The following is a 21083-nucleotide window of genomic DNA, read 5'->3' as shown; positions in this document are numbered from 1 at the left end:
GAAGGAGCGCCGTACCGGGGAGTACGGTCGACTGAGCAAAACTCCCTTAGAGCCGCAAGGAGCAAGCAAGGCCAGGAGCATGTTTATGAAATATCCGGGTTAGGAGCCTGGTGGAATTGGCCACCGCAAACATCGCAAAGCTTTAACGCTAGGGTTGTGTCGCGTTGGTGCTGTTCACTCGCCACCTGAATTAGCGTTTCTGTAGCCATAGATTAAACTAATCCATGGGTCATTGGTCTCAATCCCATCAGAAAACAGTCCAATTTATCAGGGGTTACTCCATGAAGGTATTACAGATTCATCATGTAATGTGTCGTGCCATCTTGATAGCATCCATGTCAACGAGCCTGTCACTGGCCGATAGTCCACCGGCCCAGACACAGTGGAACACTGGCGCGGTCAATACAAAATATAATCAGGGTGGATATACCGTCAATTGCAATATGGAAGCAACACCTACCGATAAAAAGGATGATCTTCAACAGCATCGGAAAATAATAGGCTACAGTGATCTTTCGGATGAACAGATCAAGCAAATTAACTCAGTCAAGCATATGGGTGAGTTGCTGCAAGCAATGATTAGTCGGCTTGAAGCAATCAATTCCACTGATAAGCGATGGTTAGCCATCGCCAAGACCAATCTTCAGCAGGGTCTCATGGCGGCAGTACGCTCGATTGCCAATCCTGAATCATTCTAGCGCAAACAAGCGTTAATAGACATACAACCATCACTTTGGTCACTCCTGCGAAGGCGGGAGTCCATTTTCTGGTAGATTCCCGCCTTCGCGGGAATGACGACCGTATAGGTATTAGCGCTTAACAGCATTAGTTACTTCCTGAGACTTTCAGAAGCCAAAAGAGAAGTCTGTAATCGAAATCAGGCATGCTAGGAGCCTGTCCCACGACTTCTCTCGTATTATTTTTCCTGAATCTCAGGGCTGAAACCACAACCCTGACCATCCTTTCACAATAAATTAAGATGGGCATCTGATTCTATTTCAGAAAAATACCGGAGAGTCTTAACACGCAACTCCATCGTCGCAACGTCATCGCAAACCATTATGGCTTTTGGGTGCATTTGCAGTGCCGATACCGTCCACAGGTGATTGACAGAACCTTCAACAGCGGCCTTGAGTGCCAGCGCTTTATCCTGCCCTGTCACCAGAATCATCACCTCTTTCGCGGCCATTAATGTTGCCACGCCAATCGTTAACGCGCACTTGGGTACTTGCTGTATATCATTATCAAAAAACCGGGAATTTGCCTGACGGGTTTTATCTGTGAGTGTTTTTATCCGCGTTTTTGAAGACAGGGAAGAACCCGGCTCGTTAAAAGCAATGTGCCCATCATGACCTACGCCCCCCATAAACAGGTCAACACCACCAAGTTCAGCCATTTTCTGCTCATAGCGATTGCACTCATGCTCCAGATCTGGAGCATTACCATCAAGCAAGTTAATGTTCTCAGGGCGAATATCAATATGATCAAATAAGTGGTTGTACATAAAGCTGCGATATGACTGGGAACTCTCAGCAGGAATACCAACATATTCGTCCATATTAAACGTCACTACATGTTCAAAACTCACTTCTCCTGACTGGTACAGAGCAATTAATGTTTTATAAGTTGCCAATGGTGTACTTCCTGTTGGCAGTCCGAGAACAAATGGTCTGTCCTGTGTGGGGGAAAACGCCTTGATTTTTTCTGTAATATAGCGAGCGGACCACTGACCAACATCGGCTTTACTGTTTAACGGAATCAGTCGCATAGAAGAGCCTCTATGAATTCAATCAATTTATGGAAAGTTTGTCAGTTATCTCACAATCACAATATAGCTAAGAAGCAGTCTTAAAAGTCTGCCCGTAGCGAGGACTGCGAGAAATGGCAGATAAAAAGTCGCTTTTGTGAGGAGAATAGCGGGACTATTTGACGAACAAAAGCGGCTTTTTAGACCCATTTATCGTAGCCGCGCAGTAGGAGCATGACTTTTAAGACTGCTTCTTAGATCAGTACAGTACCCGGCAACGAATAGTCCCCTCTATTTTCCGCAGTTTCTCCAGTGCCATATCACTGTGTGAAGAGTCTACATCCATCACCACGTAACCCACCAGCTCATTGGTTTGCAGGTACTGCCCGCTAATATTGATGTTATTTTCTGAGAACACCTGGTTAATAGCACCGAGTACACCTGGAATATTTTTATGAATGTGTAATAAGCGATGCTTTCCAAGGTATGCTGGTAGTGCTACCTGAGGGAAGTTTACTGACGACAATGTCGTTCCATTATCGCTGTAAAGCACCATTTTTTCGGTCACTTCACGACCAATATTTTCCTGTGCCTCCTGCGTGCTGCCGCCAATATGGGGAGTCAAAATCACATTGTCCAACCCCCTGAGCACACTCATAAACTCTTCATTATTGGAGCGTGGCTCCTCCGGGAACACGTCAATGGCGGCGCCAAGCAGCTTAGCTTGTTTTAATGCGTCTGCCAGCGCGCTGATATCCACTACCGTCCCGCGAGACGCATTAATTAACACAGCGTGCTTTTTCATTGCTGCCAGCTCGTTAGCGCCAAACATCCACTGTGTTGCCGGTGTTTCCGGCACATGCAGACTGACAACATCCACCAGTGCCAGCAAGTCATGCAAATGACTCACTTGTCTGGCATTCCCCATGGAAAGCTTGGTAGCAATGTCATAGAAATAAACCTCCATCCCCATGGATTCAGCCAGAATGCTCAGCTGACTACCGATATTACCATAGCCAACAATACCCAGCTTTTTGCCACGGATTTCATAGGAATCCATGGCAGACTTCTTCCAGCCTCCCCGGTGAGCTACCGCATTTTTCTCAGGAATTCCACGGAGCAGCATAATGGCTTCAGCAAGCACCAGCTCAGCCACGGAGCGCGTATTGGAATAAGGTGCGTTGAAGACGGGTATTCCCCTGCGGGTTGCGCTGTCAAGGTTGACCTGATTGGTACCAATGCAGAAACAACCAACAGCCACCAGCTTTTTGGCCGCTTCAAAGACGTCATCAGTCAATTGTGTGCGGGAGCGAATACCGATAAAACGAGCATTAGCAACACGCTTTTTCAACTCGTCGTTGGACACCGACTTACTGACGTAGTCAATATTGGCGTAACCGGCAGCTTCAAGGGATTCTACCGCCGAAGGGTGAATGCCCTCCAGCAGGAGAAAAGGAATCTTGCTTTTATCCAGGGACGTTGCAGGCATAGAGCTAACTCAGGTTATGACACTTTGTGATTATCGTTTCCAACGCCTTTTGGGCCTTCTTTTAACACCAGTAGCCTGTCGGACTTAAGGCAATTTCGGCCTGAAATCCAGAAAGAGCGGCCATATTTTCCGATGAATTTGCTTAAATAGGTCAACTATTCGCACAGATCCATCGAAAAATCTGACTCGCTCTACTGAATTTCATGCTCGAAAGCTTAAGCCTGACAGGCTCCCAGGCATGAAAGCGCAAGGCGGCAACGGCTAAAGGTTAACAGGTCATGGAGGTAGCCGTTTTTTTCCGACAGCCCCAAAGGAAGTTTACTCATTAGCCGATAAGCTGTTACAGGCTCTCTACTATAATATAAAAATTCAGTATGAATACACTTAATCGGCTGCAAATGACCGTTGCGTCTCAGCCAAATACTAGCAATGGAGCCGCTGGATATGCTTTTAACAGAGTAATGACGGTAGTTCCTCCCTATAGCTGGATGCACCCGACCACCCCGTCAACCCAGAGTATTGAGACGACGCTTGCCAGGCGGCTGACACAGACAATCCCCCTCCCAATCAAACCAACACAGTATATGAGGGCAGCAGCGAAAACCACTTACAGTCCCGCACTGCCATTGTCCTGGAGAAGAAATACAAGCCCCTCTCCTGCTCAAGCTAAAGGTTCTGTCACCAAAGCCGAACTTGCTAAAACTATTACTGCTGTACCCGCAACCCCCCGTATTCCTATTGACCCCCTATTTAACAATAAGACAGGAAGGTCTGTTCTTACCCGCAGCGCGTCCTTTCCTGCGGTATCGTCTGATAGAAAAAAAGCGCGTATACCCAAAAAAGACTGGCGCCCCCTGCCACCATTACCTGCCAGAGATACCCCGAAAACATCTCAGGGGCGAACTCCGGCCAAGAAACCTTCCCTTTCCCCAGCCAAAACTATAGCGAAGCCTTTACATTCCGAGTCTGCTACCACGGGGATAACAAAACATCAAACAGCAACCCGTAACCTGCCGACAAGACCGCTTCCTCCATTGCCATCATCACCTTCCCCAAAAGCACGACCGCAACCAAGCCTGTCGGTATCAGATGCAAAACCTGATGGCAGTGTAGGTGCTGCAGGGCACGCAGATTCATTCATATTTTTAGGCTCCTCTGTAATAGGTAAACTGACGTTAAATAATGAGGCAGATGTATATATTAATCGCAAAAAATATGGTTTGGACAATATTATCCCCAAACACAGGCTTGAGTCTCAGCTATCGGGCGCTGAAAAACGAGCCGTTCGCCAGCGCCTGGGTATGAATAAGCCGGGATATCAGGTCATTGCTATGGAGAGGGTTGGCGGTAACATCAAACAGGAAAATAAACGGGAGCTGGACATTAAAATTGGCAGTGCTACGGCGTCTGCCAGGCAAACGAAAGAGTCCCAGCCGGCTATGAACGCTGCCTTAAAAAAAATACGCCACAAAAGTATCGACTGGTTCACAGGCTCCAGATGGCGTCACTTCCGGCTAGAGGGCGCCAAGCTTAAAGAAAACAAACTGGCAATGTCTAACCTGTTACTGAGCAGGTCTACAGAAAAAAACCTTGAAGTCCTACTTACACTTCCTGAAAAAAAGCGTGAGAAAAATTTTCAGAAAATAAACGACAAATTAAAAGAAATTCGTCAAACGATGTCAACATCTGATATTTGCTTTATAGGGAGTAGCATTCTGATCGTCATTGATGACAAAAATCCTGCGAACACAATGGTCAAACTGATCGATCTTGCACATCCCGTACACAAAAGAGAAGGCTCACAGTATTTTAAGAAGGTGCAAGACCGATTTATTGTGGGCATAGAAAGCCTGCAAAAAGAAATAAAAACCATTGAAATGGCCCTTAACAGCCCAACACCGAAAAGCTGAACTAGACTCCCATGCTTCCGAGTGACGTAATAATCTGTTTTATTGCCTGCGATAACGCAGGGTGATCATAACTAAACCGAATAGCCTCCTGTTCAAGACGCTCGTTATAACGCTGAACAGGAATATCCCCTTCAGCCTGTGCGAGGGCCAGCTGAATATCTTCAGTGATTTGTTTCAGTGACCCAGCCGTGCACTCATCCACTGGCTGATCCTTTAACATATCATGCAAATCCTGAATACGCAGGCGAACTTCTTCTGCCATAACAACACCCTTTCAACGAGGACAATTAAACACTCGCACTTCCTTGAGAATCTTCCTATAGAATAGCGCTACTCAATGATCACGGCTATGAGGTTAACCCATATAACAGTGGCACTGTATGAAATACTGGCATTGATGGATCAGTGGCGACATAAACAAACTCTCTGTTGATAAAGTGGTTGATGGTGACTCAAACAGCGCGAAGCATGCCCATAAACTCTACAAAGCATATAAACTATATTTGTCGTCCAACAATCACTTTTGGAACTCGTGTATATAACGCAATAAAGGTGACATTGCCTGCCACCTTTCAATTTAATATTTTAGTGTATTGTTAACAGTCTTCGCACGACCACTGCTGTCTATTGCCACAAATACCAAGCTGGACTCTGTCAGCTTATTCATTAGGGACTCTGTCTCAATCCAGGCTTCAACGTCAACAGTAATTGAACTACTACCAACCGACATGGCCTGACTGTAAAACGCAACAATATCACCAGTTTTGACCGGGCGTAAAAAATTCATGGCACCAATACTCACAGCCACCACACGGCTGACACCCGCGGTTTTACGTGCTGCCAGCTCCCCCGCCTGATCCATGTGCAGCGCTACCCAACCACCGAAAACATCGCCATTACTATTCACTGAAAAACGATCTGCCATAACCTTTAGCGTCAACTCCCCCTGAGGCGTTGGGATAAGGTCCAGTGCAGGCTCACAGGCAATGGGGTTAATATTCATACTTACTCCCTGTTTTATTTTCCTGAAAAGTCGTATTCCGTCACTCCGACTTTTCCTTTTTCTGTCAACTCTACAGAGTTTTTATCCATACAGCTTGTCATTGTTGTTTGTAAATTTAAAGCAATCATTATGCCTAACCAGACAAGATCAATACCCATTAACAGCCATACCAGTCCGGCAATGAGCAACACCGGTCAGCGCATCATAAGGGGAGATAATCTGCCCAAGACTGTCTATTGTTATCAATGTTAAGTTCAGCAGGTTACTGGCACCAGGTTTTAATAGCCTGTATTCGATTATACTCGCTCTCTGTCGTGCTTTGTAAAGCAAAAGCCAGATGCACATAGACCAATTAACTTAAATCGGATGCTTCATAAACTGAACTACTAATGGCACTATGTCCTCGTACCCCTTTATCAGTTCAAGCCATGGCAGGCATGAGGCGTTATATGATAAACAGGCGCCCCGGCGTTTGCTGGATTTGCATATTTGTGTTGATAGGGTCTAAAATCCTGACTTTTTAAATGCTGCTATGGCAATACGAACACTCCTTGGCTTTGATTTTGGCACAATCAATATTGGTATCGCTGTTGGGCAGGTGATTACCCGATCAGCGACGGCTCTGCCTTCTGTCAAGGCAAAAAATGGTATCCCCGACTGGCATGTGGTCACTGCGGTGATAGAGGAGTGGGAACCCGATGCCGTTGTGGTGGGTATCCCGCTCAATATGGACGGTACTGAGTCAGAAATGTCCCGTCGGGCGCGTAAATTTGGCAAACGCCTTCATGGTCGTTTTAACCTGCCTTTTTATGAAGCTGACGAGCGGTTATCGTCGTTTGAAGCAAAAGAGTGGGCTGATCGCCTCGGTCATCACAGGCATTATAAATCCAAACCAGTGGATGGAATGGCGGCACAGATCATTTTGGAGAGTTGGCTGAATCACCCTGAGAATGCGTCGTTATTTGTTTGAATACCGTCAGTATTGTATAGCACTCAATACCTACACATCGCTGCTTATTTCGACAATAGAATGGCGGCTGATTTGCCACATTGATGAACAAGGTCGTATGTTGAAAGTAAAAAGAATCAGCCCTGCTTATCCTCCGCTTTGGAAACCCGCTATCAGAGAATGATCGCCCAAGTCTCTGATCGTAGAACAAAAAAACCTGAAAAAGCGAATAATCCCAGGAGCCTGTCGGACTTATGCTTTCGAGCATAAAATTCTGACCGCACTTTCTCGCACTTTCTGAATTTTAGGCCGAGATTGTCTTAAGTCCGACAGGCTCCTAGTCAAGACCTGCAAGTTCAGGCTTTGTTATAATGGCTGAAAACCCTTCAGCTCAGAACCTCTGGAAGAGGTTCATAGCGTTACCAGAAAGCTGACAACGCATTTCAAAGGGACAAACCTGACACGTCGTACCCCATTAAAACCGTTAAGGCGTAATGTGTTATCAATCTGTTTGAAATATGACCGGTGAGAAATCTGCTCCCTCAACCTCGCGTCTGACTGAATGAGTGTCAGTGTTACATAAGTTCAGCCCCTTTACCCAAATACCTGGTACAGGTAACAAAGCAAAGCAACTTATCGGCTGATAATTATACAACCACCATTTCGGAAAGTACGTATTCATGGGCCTGCAGAGACATAGCCCCCAAACTGGCACAATGTTTGTAACAGATTAAGCAAAAATAAAAAAAACAAAATAAAAAAACAGCTCATCATAAAAACAACAGGGCTGATGGGGTTCGACCTGTAACAATAAGGGGTCGACTACAAGCAGATGGGTTTACAGTGTGAATTTTTGCAGCATCGCTACCAACAGGGACACCACGGTTCAAACAAGAAGACTGCTTAAGCAGCAAAGAACCAGGGTTGCAGGGAAGATATAAAGCTATTAACTGCACAGGCTGCAAACCCATCTGCTTGTTTCTTATTTTAACAATTACCCCTTCTCCACACCCCCTCTTTCGTTTATCCTTCGCCAGTCAAAGAAACAATGAAACGCTATGACGACGATTTCCCATGTAATCAGACAGCGCAAGTCTACCCGCGCTTTCCTCAATAAGCCTGTTTCCACAGGTACTATTACCCAAATACTTGATACAGCCCGCTTTGCTCCCTCAGGGACCAATACCCAGCCATGGCAGGTTGCGGTCGTTAGTGGTCAAAAGAAACAGTCTCTTGACCAACAAATGTTTGATGCGTTTAATCAGGGCGTCAAAGGTGAAATGGAATACCAGTATTATCCCGAAGATATGGGAGAACCTTATCTCAGCCGCCGTCGAACCTGCGGCAAGCTGCTGTATGAAATACTGGGAATCACCCGGAAAGATGTTGTTCAGCGGCGAATTCAGTGGGGAAAAAATTACAAAGCCTTCGATGCCCCGGTTGCCTTGTATTTTTTTCTGGATAAAAAGCTAAAGAAAGGCTCATGGCTGGACTGCGGCATGTTTCTACAAAACATCATGCTTGCAGCCCATGATCATGGACTCGCCACCTGTGCCCAGGGCGCTCTGGGGCAATACCCTGCTATCGTTAAAAAATCCCTTGGATACAGTGATGATAAAATACTGGTATGTGGCATGGCTATCGGCTATGAAGATAAAGCAGCCATTATCAATACTTACCGTACTCCTCGGGAAACAGTTGAAAACTTTACAACGTTCTTCCAGTAACAACTGAGGCTATAAAGGGCAATCCCATTGAAGTGATGGACTAGTGCTGTTAAGCGCTAATACCCATACAGTCGTCATTCCCGCGAAAGCGGGAATCTACCAGAAAATGAACTCCCGCCTTCGCGGGAGTGACCAAAGTGATGGTTGTATGTCTATTAACGCTTGTTTGCACTAGTACGCATTGGGATTGACAAAGCCCTTGAAGGCTGTTCCCGCGATAATTTTTATATCCTGCCAAAGGGACCAGCCGTTAATATACTCAAGGTCACACTCGACCCGGCGCCGCATCTTATCCAGAGTATCTGTCTCACCTCTGAAACCCCGAACTTGTGCGAGGCCGGTGATGCCCGGTTTGACTTTATGGCGCTTCATATAAGACTGCACGAGGTTCTTATAGTACTCATTGTGCGCCAATGCGTGAGGTCTTGGCCCTACAATAGACATACGCCCCTGGATCACATTAATAAACTGTGGCAACTCATCTAAACTTGTTCTTCGGATAAAAGCACCCAACTTTGTCACTCTGGGGTCATTTTTTGTCGCTTGTTTCACCTGCCCCTGACTTTCCTGATGAACTCTCATACTTCTGAATTTATAAATCTCAATGGGTTCACCGTTGGCACCGTGTCGTTTTTGTTTGAAAAAGACCGGGCCCGGTGAAGAGAGCTTCACAGCCAGGGCAACCAGTACAAACACAGGGGAAATTAACACAAAGATGGCACTGCCAATCAGCAGATCTTCCAGGCGCTTGATCACCATATTGCCAGAATCCATAGGCGTGCAGCTGATATCGAGGGCATTAAACCCGCCAATGGTGGTCACTTTATGGTTTAGCAGGGGCATATCCTGAAGTCCCGGCATATACCGAATATCCAGGGTTGTGTGACGCAGACTGACTAACAGCGGTTTAATCAGGTCACTGCTTGTTAACGGCAGGCAAATCCAGCACTCATCAAACTTTATACCCTGGACAAGCACCTTTTCCACTTTCCTGGTGGTTGGCGCGATAGCCTTGTGGTGAATCACCGCGCTAATCTTGTAACCATAGGGATTGCCTGCGGCAAACTCCTGTTTCAGCGCCTCAAACTCCTCACCATTGCCAATGACCATGACTTTCTTACTATTGCGGCCCTTTGAGCGGATTCTCATCAGAAACGAGTAGAGTAACAACCGTAAGGTAATGGTTAAAAAGACGGCACTGAGGAACCACACGCCCATCCAGATACGGGAATATATACCGGTTGTTTTCGTTATCGCCATAAACGCAATCAGTGCAGCAAACGACAGCGTCCATGCCAGAGCCACCTTACCGACCTGTTCAACCAGAGATCTGCCACGCCATGAAAGATAAACACCGGTAAAGATCGAGAAGAGCACTGCCAGCAGCGCCTGAATCATCACCACCAGGGAGAGGGTGTGTAAAATGGTTTGAAAACGGACATACTCTGCTACGGCTGCACCGGCACAGGCCAGGGCAATATCAAACACCACCTGACAGAGTATAAGGATCGTTGACTGTGAACTATTACTTGATGCTGGCATGGTCTTTTTCTTTTTTTAGGCCACAGCTTCTCCAGGCAAAAGTAGAACCTTCTCTTAAATGGCTTAAGAGTCATGGCTTTGGTCTGTCAGAGAAAAGCCGGCGGCAACCAACGGTCTTATATTTATTATTGACATCAAAGTGCTGGTGAGTTTTTCAGCCCTTCAATGTTGGCATCGTGCCAGGAGCCTGTCGGACTTAAGGCAATTTCGGCCTGAAATCCAGAAAGAGCGACCATATTTTCCGATGAATTTGCTTAAATAGGTCAACTATTCGCACAAACCCATCGAAAAATCTGACTCGCCCTACTGAATTTCACGCTCGAAAGCTTAAGCCCGACAGGCTCCTAGCGTTTTTGCCGAGTCTATTCGGCAAATACTGATCTGTCAATTTCTATTTGGTTCCCCCATCTGCCACGCTATCGCAAGCGATATACAGGGATTATTCATCGTCGGCACCGGGTTTTCCATGGTCGTTGTCGCAGGCGCTCAGTTACTATTAATGTCGCAAATAATGTATTAGTGACCAAGTACCGTTTCCACATTCGGCCTGGTTCCTGAAGGACGCGGTATAGCCACTCTAATCCCCATTGCTGCATCCAAAGGGGCGCTCTGCTCACTTTACCTGCGACAACATCGAAGGTGCCTCCCACTCCCATCACAAAATCGACTCCTAGCGCTTCCTGCCACTGGTCAATAAAGTTTTCTTTCTTCGGGCTGGTAATGGCGACAAATAATAGTTGTGCGCCGGAAGCTTTTATTTTCTCAACTATTGACGCTTCATCATCCCAAAAATAGCCATGGTGTGAACCCACCACATTGAGAGAAGGGTGTTTTTTTTTAACTGTTTCTGTCGTTTTTTTGATAACCTCTTGTGTTCCTCCCAATAAAAAAACAGAGAAATTTTCCTGCTCGGCCATTTTCAACAGATGATAGAATAAGTCCACGCCGGCTACCCGTTCTGGAATATCATAACCAAGAAAACGCGCTCCCCAGACCACGCCCATACCATCAATATTAATCAAGTCACAGGATTCAACCGACTGTTTAAGCCGATCATCTTTTTGTACATTGATAAGTTTTGCCACGTTTACGACAACATGCTGGGTGAACGTTTTTTGTTGTATCCGCTGTTTGATGATAGTCAACGTGTCAGCCATGGTCACAGCATGCATAGTACAGCCAAGAAAAGTAATTTTTTTCATAGATAGAAAGGGGATTAGCCAGATAAGGTCTTGATTATTTTTTCTGAGCAGGGGGATTATCGGGAGAGTCCATTTACCGATGACTGCCAGAATAAAGGGTAAAAAGAATGATTACGGTATCTTAACCACTGTTTAGTTGTTCCTAAGTAACTAATGCCCCAAGGCACGCAGTCACTATTCACTTCTCTGTTTTCAGACTGAAAAACATCCGTTGCAGAATTCGCTATGGAAACCAATGTCTGTGGTCTGACGTTATAGAACTGGTTGCCCTCAACGTTAACGCCCCTATACGACACATCAGGCTCTTTGCTCGTCAGGCGAATAACACTTTTTGGCGAGTCCCCTCCACGAATATTGGCAAAGCAATTGCCCAAAATCCGCGTATTGCTGACAGGACCATAGGTTGAGCCGGGCATAACAGCCCAAAACCCCAGACCGTATTCACTGTCTTCAATCACATTGTTACGAATTGTGTGGTCATTCCAGTGAAAGTTTCTATTCTCATAGTAATTGATGGCATAGCCTTGGGTATTTTTTATGTAATTACCCTCAATCAGGACATCACTGTATGAACAGACTTCTATCGCATGCTTCTTATTATTGAGCATCAGGTTATTTCGGATAACCCCCCCTGATACGGGTTGCCTGGAACAGAGTTTTAATGAGCCTTTCAGGCCATCAAAATAATTCCATTGAAAAGTAATGTTTTGTGTGGCCCCATAGGACTCATTCACTTGCGTGGTCGTGACCTGATTACAATTAAGAAACTGATTTTTTTCAATCACCGCATCAAAAGAGTAAACCCCTTTTGGCGGCTCGTCGGCAGTGGTTACTCTCAGGCAGGCATCACCAAAATCCCGAAATATATTGTCTTCTATCCTGGCATCACGAGTACTGCCTAAAAATACACCCTGTTCGCCCCACACCATAGCCTTAGAATCTGAGGTTAGCCCCTGAAAGCTCAAGTGATCAATGGTAATATTGCGGCTGTATCTAATCTGAAGCAAATATTCTCCGGCAAACGAATCCATTTTTACCAGCTGACTGCCCATTTCACCATAAAAGCGATTATTATCCATAGCCACTGCATAGAGTTGTTTTGCAATATCGTACCTGCCCGCCGGAAAAAACAGAGAGTCTCCCGCTTTCAACGCTGTAATCGCCTTCTGTACGGCATAACTGTCGTCAACACCATCGTCCGTAATGGCACCGAAATGCTGAGGAGTTATTTCATCACCAATAGCAACAGAATTAATCAACCCGATGAGGATAATAGACAACGGACGACCCCATAGAAGAAGGCAGCGGTGCAACATAATCTATCCCTGATTAATATGTGCAATATGAGCTAAGTGCAGCCAACCTCTTCTCTCTATAGAACTATGCCATGGTATTACACTGATAGCTCAGCGCATAGTACATCCAGGCTTGCGTCCAGCGAAGATAACAAACGTTATTAACCGTTTTGCTGGTCTTTTGGTAACGAAAAGTGTTTTTTCTTAGCATAAACATATGCTTTATCGACCAGTCCAGTACCTTCTTAACCAACTGACGATCTTCCTCAGTCCCACCAACACGCATCAGGGTAAAGACACTTTGGGCCACACAATGCATATCCACCGGATAAACGGCATTGTTATAATACTTAGGCGTGCCATCTTCCAGGAAAAAGTGCGCCTTATAATAGGCCAGCCCTTTTCTGAGCATCCCATCAAATTGCCGCTCCCGCGTATGTTGCTGGTACCACCAGATGGCTTCGAGATTGTAGCCTGTATGAAAGCTGTCAATAAACTGGTGGTGAGTCCGCTCTCCATAGACCCAACTGCCATCAGTTGCCTGCTCTTTGGCTGACTGTTTCACCGCACGACGCGCTTTATCCAGCAACTCCCTGTCAGCTGATACTGCACCAGCCTGACTGGCTACAGCAGCCCCCCACAGGCTGGCATTATGAATAAAAGTGGTTTCGCCCGGAATATAAACAAAATACTCCCGCCCATTTTGTTGTCTGAACAAGGAACCAATAAATCGCCCTGCATCAATAGCTGCACCCTGATAACGGAGATCACCCGAGACATCAGCCAAATCAAACAGTGCTCTGGCTACATAGCAGGTGGTAATAATATTAGGTTTTCCGGCAGGCACATAAAAAGCTCTGGCCTGCCAGGGAAAATTGTACCCCCAACAATGGTGCTGCCACTGCTGTTTGTCAGAGGTTTTTTTCAGTAACCAGTCGCCTAATTGAATGGCTTCGGTCAGATAATAGGGTGCTTTGGTATGCCTGTATTCCTCGATCAATCCTAAAATAACCAGTGCAATACCCTTTGGGTTTCTTTCTTTTGGCACGTCAACCAAAGGGCGCAGGTTAATGGGTAAACGCTTATGCAACTGTAACCAGACCAGCCGAAAGAAAGGCACTTTATCCAGCTTTAACGTGGTAAACAATTTACTATTTAATCCGTCAAAGGGATCGTAACCGGCATAATTATCAGATTGCATAGCTATCAGTAGTCTGTCTTTTATAAACGCTTCAGATAGCGGTTTTACGTAACTTGTCATTGTTATTATCAGTTTTTCTGTCATGTTTGGAACGTTGCTGGTTGTTGCCTATCAGCACCTGCTGATAAACAGCACGAATATTTTGTGAGAATTTTTTGGGGGTAAATTGTGAATGCGCTGTTAACCTGGCGTTCTCAGAAAGTTGTTTCATTAAAGCCGGGTCGTCTTTCAATGCTAAAATTTTCTCTGCAAAGCCTTTGACATCCTCAGGCGCGAACAGGTATCCATTCTTACCTTCAGCGATACAGTCCGGGATACTGCCTACAGGCGTTGAGAGGACAGGTAAACCCGCAAACATCGCTTCAAGGATTGCCATGGGCATACCCTCACTGTGGGTAGGCAAAATAAAAAGATCCGCATTGGCATACTCTTGATCGAGTTGTGCTGGGCTGAGCCAACCCAACCACTGTATGGAATCATTCAGCCCCTGTACACTGGCGATTGTTTGTAGTCTTTTTAAATCTTTGCCTGCCCCTGCAACGTTGAAAACAATATTCTGGTAAGATGACAACTGTTGTACGATCTTCAGTAACGTGAAGTGCCCCTTTCGATACCCGGTTTCACCACTGATCAGCACTGTAAAAGGTTTATTTACTGACGTTGCATCAGGTAATTTACGAGGCTCAACAGCGTTAAAGACCGAATACATGGGTATTCTGACATAGGGTGCTAATACCGATTGCCAGTGATCACTCAACACCACCAACCCGTCATAGCGATTAAGCAAACACTGGATAATGTTACTTTTTATCCACGAAGGCTGGTTGATATAGTGCTCCGGCGCACCAGAGTGCATATGGTAAATGACTTTCTTGCGAAACAACTTACTCAATAACATGAATGGGATTTTTCTGGGAAAACTACCGGCAGCCGAACCATGCACATGTACAAGGTCAATAGAATTTGGTAGTAACAGAAAGGGGAACTGTATAATGGCTTTTAGCCATCGGATCATTTTTCTCCAGCGTGTTTTATCTTCAGAACTTGACGGTGACAGATGAAACAGTGTCACTTTATTGTTAAGGGCTTTGGACTGCATAATAACAACAGAGCTAATACCGCCCCGGCTCTTAGGATGTACGCTAACCACCAAGATATTCATCTTTTTATTCGTCTTTTTATTGATATTATTATTGATCTTTTTATTTAACTTTTGCTCTCAACAATCAGGTGGTGTCTTTTGTCTGTTTAAAAAGTACAAGGACACCAAAGAAAAATAAAAAAGCAGTAACGGGGTTTTAGCCATCAACGAGTTATTCGTATAAGAACCCAAGAAAAAAACAAGAGCTGATATCTTAACCAAAAAATGACCTCTGATAAGCATACGACTATTAACGTATAATAAAGCCAGACCCATAGGCAACATCCCTATCAAACCAAACTGCAATAACCAGCCTATCCAGAAATTTTCAACAATTTCGTTATTGATAATATCCGGGATCATCAGCATCAACTCTGGTGTAGCACCATTAAGCCACTCATCAAAGGTAAGATAAAAGAAGATATTGTATACATCCAGCCTCGTCTGGGCACTGACATCTACTTTTCCAGACCCTACGCTGTCGAAAAAACGGTTACCAATCCCGGTATTATCCACCAGAAAAAACAGGCATGGAATACTTATTAAAAAGCCAAAATAAACAATAAGAAACGTGTCTTTGCGACAAAGACTTCGTGCTACAAGAAATTTACCTCCCTCCCTGCTAAAAAAAAGAAGAACAGGGAGCACCAATAAAGCCGTTGATGCTCTGGCACCAAATCCGAGCATACCAACAATACAGACAAGTGCTACAATCAGGCGGTTTTGCCCTTTGAAGCATTCAATAAACAACGGAAAACACACCAGCAATATTAATCCGTTATTTAAAGGGTGTGCCATGAAAGCTGAAGAGCGACCAATCCAGACATGCGTCGTATTAACAAGATAAAATTTCCCCAAACTTTCAACGATGGACACCATTGAGTTAAAGACGATTAAGCAGGCAATCATTTTTGCCAGTCGGCACTGATCTTCTTTTCTTAAACAAGGTAAAAGGAAGAGAGCCAATACCGGTGTAAGCATGGTATCGACAATATAAGCCATACCAGCGGTACCGCCTTTCATAATACCATAGACAGCCACCCAGATAGCGCCGAGTAAAAACAAAAGAGGCGCATACCCTAACCCAGGGACAGGGGAAATAAAAAAGAAGCCAATGCCTCGTCGAAGGCCCTGTATACCAACAGTGGCTAGTATCAACAAACTATACACATGAATTTTGAAAACGATACTTCCACCGTCTGAAGTATAGGGAATTCCCACGCTTTCAAGCACATAAGAGCCAAGAAAAAATGCCAAAAGGTAAATGGCAAAAACCGTATTTCGGAAACACTTATAACGTATTTCTGTTCCCGGAATCTCGTGTTTGATACGATGAAGATAAGCCTCAGGGGTTGAGTCATTCATACACGTTACAACAGTGCGTACTGTTCAGCAGTTTTCTCAATAGCAAAGTGAGTGCTCACATACTTCCTTGCTATTACGGCTTTATGTTGAATATCGCCACAGTAATAACTTTTCTGCAAGCTCTCTATGCATTGCGCGAGATGTTCCGCATTGCCACTGGCAAAGAATTCACCGTATTTTCCGTGACGAATAATTTCCATTGGCCCTTCTTTATCAGAAACAATCACCGGCACACCCGCTGACATTGCTTCGGCAACTGTCAGGCCAAAACCTTCATACCGAGAAGGCTGAATCAGGATATCCCACTGATGAAGTCTTTCATACACAGAGTTCCTGGACAAAAGGCTGTTGAAATGAACATAACCTTCCAGGTTATAGGCTGTCACCTGATCCATAAGGTATTTTTCAGAGTTTCCAGCACCAATAATATCCAGGGTGAAATTCAACTTACCTTTTTTTTTATGAAGGGTGTGTAATGCATCAATTAAAATATCTTGCCCTTTTTTCTCATGAAGCAACCGTCCAATCTGTACTATTTTCAATAGTCCTTGTCGTTTATAGCATTGCTTTACAGGGATTAAACAATGATCAATACCGTTATAGATAACCTTAGCATTTATACCTTGCCGTCTTTTCAGATCAGTTTTAACACTACATGAAATAGCACATACCGTGTTAGCGTAACCCAGCTCTCTTTTATATGTTATCCCTGTATCATGGACCGTATGAACAATCTTTATTTTTTTCCTGAGAAAAGAGAAGGGCAATAGTTTCAGTATATCCTTATGGTGGACGTGCAGTTGATCAGGGAAGCGTTTTAATATAACACGATAGAAGTCAAATAAAAAAAAGGGTGACAGGCTTTTTGGTTGTCTGTTGAGTTTAATTAATTGAACCGATGAAAGCAGCCGATCCCGCACATTTTCATCAATAACATTGTTGACCACCACCAAGACAACACAATGATAACGGCTCTGGGTATTTGCAATATCTACCACCATATTTTCAATACCGCCTGTCCCCAAAGACATAACAACATGAATAATTTTTTTCACATTATACCTTGTTAATAAGTCGTATTTTTATGATATGCAGTATTTCAAAAAATTCGTCTATCTTCAGAACATATGCTGCAAACAAGTAAGTCATCACGCCCACGGTGATTGTTAATAGGTAGTCAACGGCAATCGTCAACGTTGGAAGCATCCCGATTGCTAAATGCATAATCAGTACAGCTGTTAACACAGGTACCATGGCTTTCAGCTGGTGCCAAAGACCGTAGTTATAGAACTTACCTGGATAATAAGCATTAAGTAAAAATGAGATGATTTTTAAAAAGCACTGGCCCGCAACAATAGCGGTTAATCCATAGGGGACTGTCACGGCAGTAATGGCAATGGAAAAAGGGGCTTTAACAAGGTCAAGCTTCAGGAGCAGGTCTGATCTTCCTGACGCTGTTAACAAACTAAGATTCACCGCATTTAACGGTGTTATCATCATGGCAACACACAATCCCTGAATCACTCCCACCACAGGCAGCCATTTTTCCGTTAACAACAATACCACAAAAGATTCTGCTGTTATGGCAAAACCTGTCATTACAGGTATCGTAACAAACGCTGTCATTCTCAGAATTCGGCTGTACACAGAAAGTAGCCTGTCAGTATCATCTTGCATCTGAGAGAGTACCGGGAAGGTCACACGTTGCAAAATCGTAGTAATCGTTATGGATAATAACTCGGGATATTTTTTTCCCTGTGTATAATACCCTAGCGTTTGCGCGCTAAAGTAGCGGCCAATGAGAAGCGCTGCCAAATTCCCGGAAAAGACAGAAAGAAGCCCTGCGAGCATTAAACGTGAGCCGTAGCCCAATAGACTATTCAAAGATGCCAGGGAGGGTTTTGCTGTTGGCTTCCACCAAAAACAGCCATAAATAAATACCAGATAGCAGACAGAACGGGTGATTGCCTGATAAACCAGACTCCAATAGCCTTCACCCTGATAAGCACTGATAATGCCAACGCCGCCGCTTATCAGTACAGCAAAAAAATTCAGCTGCGCTTTGGCCTTGAAATTTAAGGCAATGATGAGCCGTGCATCATGTACCATTGTCAGTGCATTGATCAATAACCCTAAAAAAAGCAGGCGAGATAACCCGACAAGCTCAGGCTCATGATAAAAATGGGCAATAGCGGGTGCTGAAAGATACAACACGCCGTAGAGCGTCAGCGCCAATAGACAATGACTGCAAAAGGCAGTGGAAAAATCAGTTTCCGTACGGTGCTGGCGTTGAATCAGAGCATGGGATAAACCACTATCGACCAGAGTATTGGCCAGCAGCATAAATACTGTCAGCATACCCACCAGACCGAAGTCCTCTGGAGTTAGCAGCCTTGCCAAAATAATAACAACAACAAACTGCACCAGCTGGTTGATAAAGCGGTCAATAAAGCTCCAGAAGACACCCGATATCGCGGCTGATTTTAACGATGAAGGCATTGAATCAGTCAAGCCACAGTTTGGGATTTGCCTGCACAGCGGCTTCTATTCTGGCAATGGTCTCTGCTGGCACCAATGATTTCCAGTGGGGGTTATCTTGGCGAATCAATTGCCGGATAAAAGTACCTGATATTTTTTTTTCACCGCACTTATCCCATAACACATCAACGTTATATCCCTCATCCTTTAGGATATGAACTTTCTCTATATTCCAAGGCTCACGGATTGTCGTATAACAAACAAAGAACTTCGGAATAAATGCACTCAGGCTCTCAGTATTATCAATGGGGAAGGGAGTAATATCAAACTCCCCATACTGAAGCCCCGCACCAAGTAGAGCTTCTTTAATCATCAATGAGCGCTCCCTGTAATTAAAGGGATTTGCAGCAATAGTCCCCCGATGCGAGTCACCTAACTGGCAGGGTTGATGGTCATACCGGGTAATGCCCACAAGCAGATAGCGGCACTTCTTTTTTGCCGCCAATACATACTCAAGGTGTTCATTATGAAACGGCTGAAATCGTCCGTGTACACAACCCCATTCAACCATTGTTTGCTCGCTTTTTTCTGTGATCATAAGCCTTCCCTTCTTTTTCTGAAACGTTCACAGACAACGTATTTGTCAGGTAGTCCACTATTTTTTGTGAGGGGATAATACCGTCAGCCGGTAATAAGTGCGCATCTCTGAACTGCTTTCGCTGTTGTTCCATGGGGTCATTCCCTTGAATGACAACCTTATCAACAAAAGCCTTCACAGCACTAAACGGCTGCGCTTCGAGTTTCGAGTGGGCATCATAGGCCATTTGAGCCAAAGAATTCAGTCGCTCCCGCACACCGGCACGACCTGTATACAATACGGGTTTATTAAGGTACAAATATTCCAGAATAAACGACCCACAGTCATGAATCATGCCATCGGAAGTCAGGCACAAATCTTCATACGCAGACTCTTCAAGCTGAGTGTTTTCCTGCTCCGCCCAAAAAGTAAAATAAGCATCGGTTCTTACTTTCCCCCACTGAGGGTGCTCATACAATTTGTTCTTTAATATAGGGTGTGGCTTAAAGGCAATTTGTAACCTGTCTTTGTAGTCAATAGCTAATTGCTGATAAGACTGGGCGTGCTCAACAAAGGTTGACAATGCCATACCATCATCGTCTTTTACCGTATGATGAACGGCAAGAATAACTCGTTTTAGTCGTCGGTCTTTTATTTTCCAGACATCTTTTGGCCGGTAGCCTTTATCATAAAATAGCTCTGTGCCAGGAAATCCTGTGATCACCACATTACGCCCTTTATTCATGACGGCTTCGGATGTAATGGTTTTGATGATCGGATGCACATAGAAGTTTTTCCATGTCACATTATGAAACAGCTCATCCAACTGTAATCCGTGATGAGTGCAAAATTGGTGATGATAGGGAACATAAACCGTTAACGTGTCGAGGAACGACTTTATCTCATATTCCGGTCGGGTTTTTGCGTGGGGGTTAGTAAAAAAGACAATATCTGGCTGTAGGGTTTCCCGAATATCTAACCAGCGCCCTTCGTCAAAGGAACTCACCGTTGGGTAGCCTTTTTCAGTGAAAAAGGCCGTCGTATTGGTCATTTCCTTTTTCATTACTGTCTCCCCATAATAGGTATAGGGAACCACGGCAATAATCGGGTTGAACCGCTTATGTTCAAGGAGTAATTTGAAGGTGTTATCCAGCTTCCATATACACCGATTAGACACCATAAAACATACCGTTAGGGTGTTACCTTGCGCATATTTTTTCTGAACCCTGCTTTCTATCTTCTTGCGTGTAAGGCGAACTTGCTGATAAAGCCCTCGTTTAATAAGGGGGGCTAGTTTTTCACGTATACGGACACGCGCATTTTCAGAACGGATAATTTTTTTTAGTATCGATGATAGGGCTGGATTCAAGCAATAAGTGCAACAGACTTCCCAGTGTAGACCTCAAGCGGTGTTAATCCACCAAGAACCTTGCGAGGCATGCTATTTATCATAAACT

General features: G+C 44.7%; 20 protein-coding genes. 4 read left to right on the top strand and 16 right to left on the bottom strand.

Annotation, left to right across the window (positions count from 1 at the left end):
• Positions 1-281 precede the first annotated feature (281 nt).
• Positions 282-698 carry an Acb2/Tad1 domain-containing protein gene (locus V4C51_RS13410; RefSeq protein WP_330926682.1) on the top strand — a complete coding sequence of 139 codons (417 nt, stop codon included), beginning with the start codon at positions 282-284 and terminating at the stop codon, positions 696-698.
• Here V4C51_RS13410 and V4C51_RS13405 read toward each other — a convergent pair.
• The 3 genes from V4C51_RS13405 to serA all read right to left on the bottom strand — a co-directional run bounded on the left by V4C51_RS13405 (position 695) and on the right by serA (position 3236).
• A complete protein-coding gene (locus tag V4C51_RS13405; protein ID WP_330926681.1) occupies positions 695-826 on the bottom strand; it encodes a hypothetical protein in 132 nt (43 codons plus the stop codon). The genes V4C51_RS13410 and V4C51_RS13405 overlap by 4 nt on opposite strands.
• 138 nt (positions 827-964) lie before the next feature.
• Positions 965-1768 carry a glucosamine-6-phosphate deaminase gene (gene nagB, locus V4C51_RS13400; RefSeq protein WP_330926680.1) on the bottom strand — a complete coding sequence of 268 codons (804 nt, stop codon included), beginning with the start codon at positions 1766-1768 and terminating at the stop codon, positions 965-967.
• A 238-nt stretch (positions 1769-2006) separates the two neighbouring features.
• Positions 2007-3236 carry a phosphoglycerate dehydrogenase gene (serA, locus tag V4C51_RS13395; protein ID WP_330926679.1) on the bottom strand — a complete coding sequence of 410 codons (1230 nt, stop codon included), beginning with the start codon at positions 3234-3236 and terminating at the stop codon, positions 2007-2009.
• Positions 3237-3610: 374 nt separating this feature from the next.
• Here serA and V4C51_RS13390 point away from each other — a divergent pair, with 374 nt between their 5' ends.
• The gene (locus tag V4C51_RS13390) at positions 3611-5146 is read left to right on the top strand and encodes an inositol polyphosphate kinase family protein (protein WP_330926678.1); all 1536 of its coding nucleotides are present in this window, start codon (positions 3611-3613) and stop codon (positions 5144-5146) included.
• A gap of 1 nt (position 5147) precedes the next feature.
• Here V4C51_RS13390 and V4C51_RS13385 read toward each other — a convergent pair whose 3' ends face one another.
• The 3 genes from V4C51_RS13385 to V4C51_RS13375 all read right to left on the bottom strand — a co-directional run bounded on the left by V4C51_RS13385 (position 5148) and on the right by V4C51_RS13375 (position 6307).
• A complete protein-coding gene (locus V4C51_RS13385; protein ID WP_330926677.1) occupies positions 5148-5408 on the bottom strand; it encodes a DUF4404 family protein in 261 nt (86 codons plus the stop codon).
• A 315-nt stretch (positions 5409-5723) separates the two neighbouring features.
• Positions 5724-6149: an acyl-CoA thioesterase gene (locus tag V4C51_RS13380; protein ID WP_330926676.1), complete on the bottom strand. Its 426-nt coding sequence runs from the start codon at positions 6147-6149 to the stop codon at positions 5724-5726.
• 14 nt (positions 6150-6163) lie between these two features.
• The gene (locus V4C51_RS13375; protein WP_330926675.1) at positions 6164-6307 is read right to left on the bottom strand and encodes a hypothetical protein; all 144 of its coding nucleotides are present in this window, start codon (positions 6305-6307) and stop codon (positions 6164-6166) included.
• Positions 6308-6681: 374 nt separating this feature from the next.
• On the opposite strand from V4C51_RS13375, the gene ruvX reads away from it, so the two are divergent.
• Both ruvX and V4C51_RS13365 read left to right on the top strand, forming a co-directional pair.
• Positions 6682-7119 (top strand): Holliday junction resolvase RuvX, encoded by a 438-nt coding sequence (gene ruvX, locus V4C51_RS13370; protein WP_330926674.1) that lies wholly within the window; start codon positions 6682-6684, stop codon positions 7117-7119.
• Between the two features lie 1037 nt (positions 7120-8156).
• Complete coding sequence (locus V4C51_RS13365; protein ID WP_330926673.1) at positions 8157-8825, top strand: nitroreductase; 669 nt, start codon at positions 8157-8159, stop codon at positions 8823-8825.
• Positions 8826-8996: 171 nt separating this feature from the next.
• Here the strand turns inward: V4C51_RS13365 and V4C51_RS13360 are convergent, their stop codons facing one another.
• The 10 genes from V4C51_RS13360 to V4C51_RS13315 all read right to left on the bottom strand — a co-directional run bounded on the left by V4C51_RS13360 (position 8997) and on the right by V4C51_RS13315 (position 20806).
• On the bottom strand, positions 8997-10367 hold the full coding sequence (locus V4C51_RS13360; RefSeq protein ID WP_330926672.1) for an undecaprenyl-phosphate glucose phosphotransferase: 1371 nt from the start codon (positions 10365-10367) through the stop codon (positions 8997-8999).
• Between the two features lie 443 nt (positions 10368-10810).
• Positions 10811-11524: a WecB/TagA/CpsF family glycosyltransferase gene (locus V4C51_RS13355; protein ID WP_330926671.1), complete on the bottom strand. Its 714-nt coding sequence runs from the start codon at positions 11522-11524 to the stop codon at positions 10811-10813.
• Between the two features lie 101 nt (positions 11525-11625).
• Positions 11626-12849, bottom strand: coding sequence for a right-handed parallel beta-helix repeat-containing protein (locus tag V4C51_RS13350; protein WP_330926670.1), 1224 nt, complete (start codon positions 12847-12849; stop codon positions 11626-11628).
• A gap of 100 nt (positions 12850-12949) precedes the next feature.
• Entirely contained in the window at positions 12950-14125 is a 1176-nt protein-coding gene (locus tag V4C51_RS13345) for an aspartate-semialdehyde dehydrogenase (RefSeq protein WP_330926669.1), read from the bottom strand.
• On the bottom strand, positions 14097-15227 hold the full coding sequence (locus tag V4C51_RS13340) for a glycosyltransferase family 4 protein (RefSeq protein ID WP_330926668.1): 1131 nt from the start codon (positions 15225-15227) through the stop codon (positions 14097-14099). Before V4C51_RS13340 ends, V4C51_RS13345 begins: the two co-directional genes overlap by 29 nt.
• 57 nt (positions 15228-15284) lie before the next feature.
• A complete protein-coding gene (locus V4C51_RS13335) occupies positions 15285-16571 on the bottom strand; it encodes a VpsF family polysaccharide biosynthesis protein (protein ID WP_330926667.1) in 1287 nt (428 codons plus the stop codon).
• Between the two features lie 5 nt (positions 16572-16576).
• Positions 16577-17626, bottom strand: coding sequence for a glycosyltransferase (locus V4C51_RS13330; RefSeq protein ID WP_330926666.1), 1050 nt, complete (start codon positions 17624-17626; stop codon positions 16577-16579).
• A 1-nt stretch (position 17627) separates the two neighbouring features.
• Positions 17628-19070: a lipopolysaccharide biosynthesis protein gene (locus tag V4C51_RS13325; RefSeq protein WP_330926665.1), complete on the bottom strand. Its 1443-nt coding sequence runs from the start codon at positions 19068-19070 to the stop codon at positions 17628-17630.
• Positions 19071-19074: 4 nt separating this feature from the next.
• Positions 19075-19647 carry a hypothetical protein gene (locus tag V4C51_RS13320; RefSeq protein WP_330926664.1) on the bottom strand — a complete coding sequence of 191 codons (573 nt, stop codon included), beginning with the start codon at positions 19645-19647 and terminating at the stop codon, positions 19075-19077.
• A complete protein-coding gene (locus V4C51_RS13315) occupies positions 19613-20806 on the bottom strand; it encodes a CDP-glycerol glycerophosphotransferase family protein (RefSeq protein WP_330926663.1) in 1194 nt (397 codons plus the stop codon). The genes V4C51_RS13320 and V4C51_RS13315 overlap by 35 nt, the downstream gene beginning before the upstream one ends.
• Between the last annotated feature and the right edge of the window lie 277 nt (positions 20807-21083).

This window comes from Candidatus Sororendozoicomonas aggregata, assembly GCF_031528575.1.
In the GTDB taxonomy this organism is placed as follows: Bacteria; Pseudomonadota; Gammaproteobacteria; order Pseudomonadales; family Endozoicomonadaceae; genus Endonucleibacter; species Endonucleibacter aggregata.
The sequence above is the reverse complement of the archived record's forward strand: the minus strand, read 5'-3'. Positions and strand labels throughout refer to the sequence as shown.

Coding starts and splice junctions, on each gene's coding strand:
- nagB (WP_330926680.1), bottom strand. CDS start 1,768: ATGCGACTGATTCCGTTAAACAGTAAAGCCGATGTTGGTCAGTGGTCC.
- V4C51_RS13335 (WP_330926667.1), bottom strand. CDS start 16,571: ATGAATGACTCAACCCCTGAGGCTTATCTTCATCGTATCAAACACGAG.
- serA (WP_330926679.1), bottom strand. CDS start 3,236: ATGCCTGCAACGTCCCTGGATAAAAGCAAGATTCCTTTTCTCCTGCTG.
- V4C51_RS13325 (WP_330926665.1), bottom strand. CDS start 19,070: ATGCCTTCATCGTTAAAATCAGCCGCGATATCGGGTGTCTTCTGGAGC.
- V4C51_RS13375 (WP_330926675.1), bottom strand. CDS start 6,307: ATGGGTATTGATCTTGTCTGGTTAGGCATAATGATTGCTTTAAATTTA.
- ruvX (WP_330926674.1), top strand. CDS start 6,682: ATGGCAATACGAACACTCCTTGGCTTTGATTTTGGCACAATCAATATT.
- V4C51_RS13390 (WP_330926678.1), top strand. CDS start 3,611: ATGAATACACTTAATCGGCTGCAAATGACCGTTGCGTCTCAGCCAAAT.
- V4C51_RS13385 (WP_330926677.1), bottom strand. CDS start 5,408: ATGGCAGAAGAAGTTCGCCTGCGTATTCAGGATTTGCATGATATGTTA.
- V4C51_RS13405 (WP_330926681.1), bottom strand. CDS start 826: ATGCTGTTAAGCGCTAATACCTATACGGTCGTCATTCCCGCGAAGGCG.
- V4C51_RS13380 (WP_330926676.1), bottom strand. CDS start 6,149: ATGAATATTAACCCCATTGCCTGTGAGCCTGCACTGGACCTTATCCCA.
- V4C51_RS13340 (WP_330926668.1), bottom strand. CDS start 15,227: ATGAATATCTTGGTGGTTAGCGTACATCCTAAGAGCCGGGGCGGTATT.
- V4C51_RS13360 (WP_330926672.1), bottom strand. CDS start 10,367: ATGCCAGCATCAAGTAATAGTTCACAGTCAACGATCCTTATACTCTGT.
- V4C51_RS13315 (WP_330926663.1), bottom strand. CDS start 20,806: ATGGTGTCTAATCGGTGTATATGGAAGCTGGATAACACCTTCAAATTA.
- V4C51_RS13320 (WP_330926664.1), bottom strand. CDS start 19,647: ATGATCACAGAAAAAAGCGAGCAAACAATGGTTGAATGGGGTTGTGTA.
- V4C51_RS13355 (WP_330926671.1), bottom strand. CDS start 11,524: ATGGCTGACACGTTGACTATCATCAAACAGCGGATACAACAAAAAACG.
- V4C51_RS13410 (WP_330926682.1), top strand. CDS start 282: ATGAAGGTATTACAGATTCATCATGTAATGTGTCGTGCCATCTTGATA.
- V4C51_RS13365 (WP_330926673.1), top strand. CDS start 8,157: ATGACGACGATTTCCCATGTAATCAGACAGCGCAAGTCTACCCGCGCT.
- V4C51_RS13345 (WP_330926669.1), bottom strand. CDS start 14,125: ATGACAAGTTACGTAAAACCGCTATCTGAAGCGTTTATAAAAGACAGA.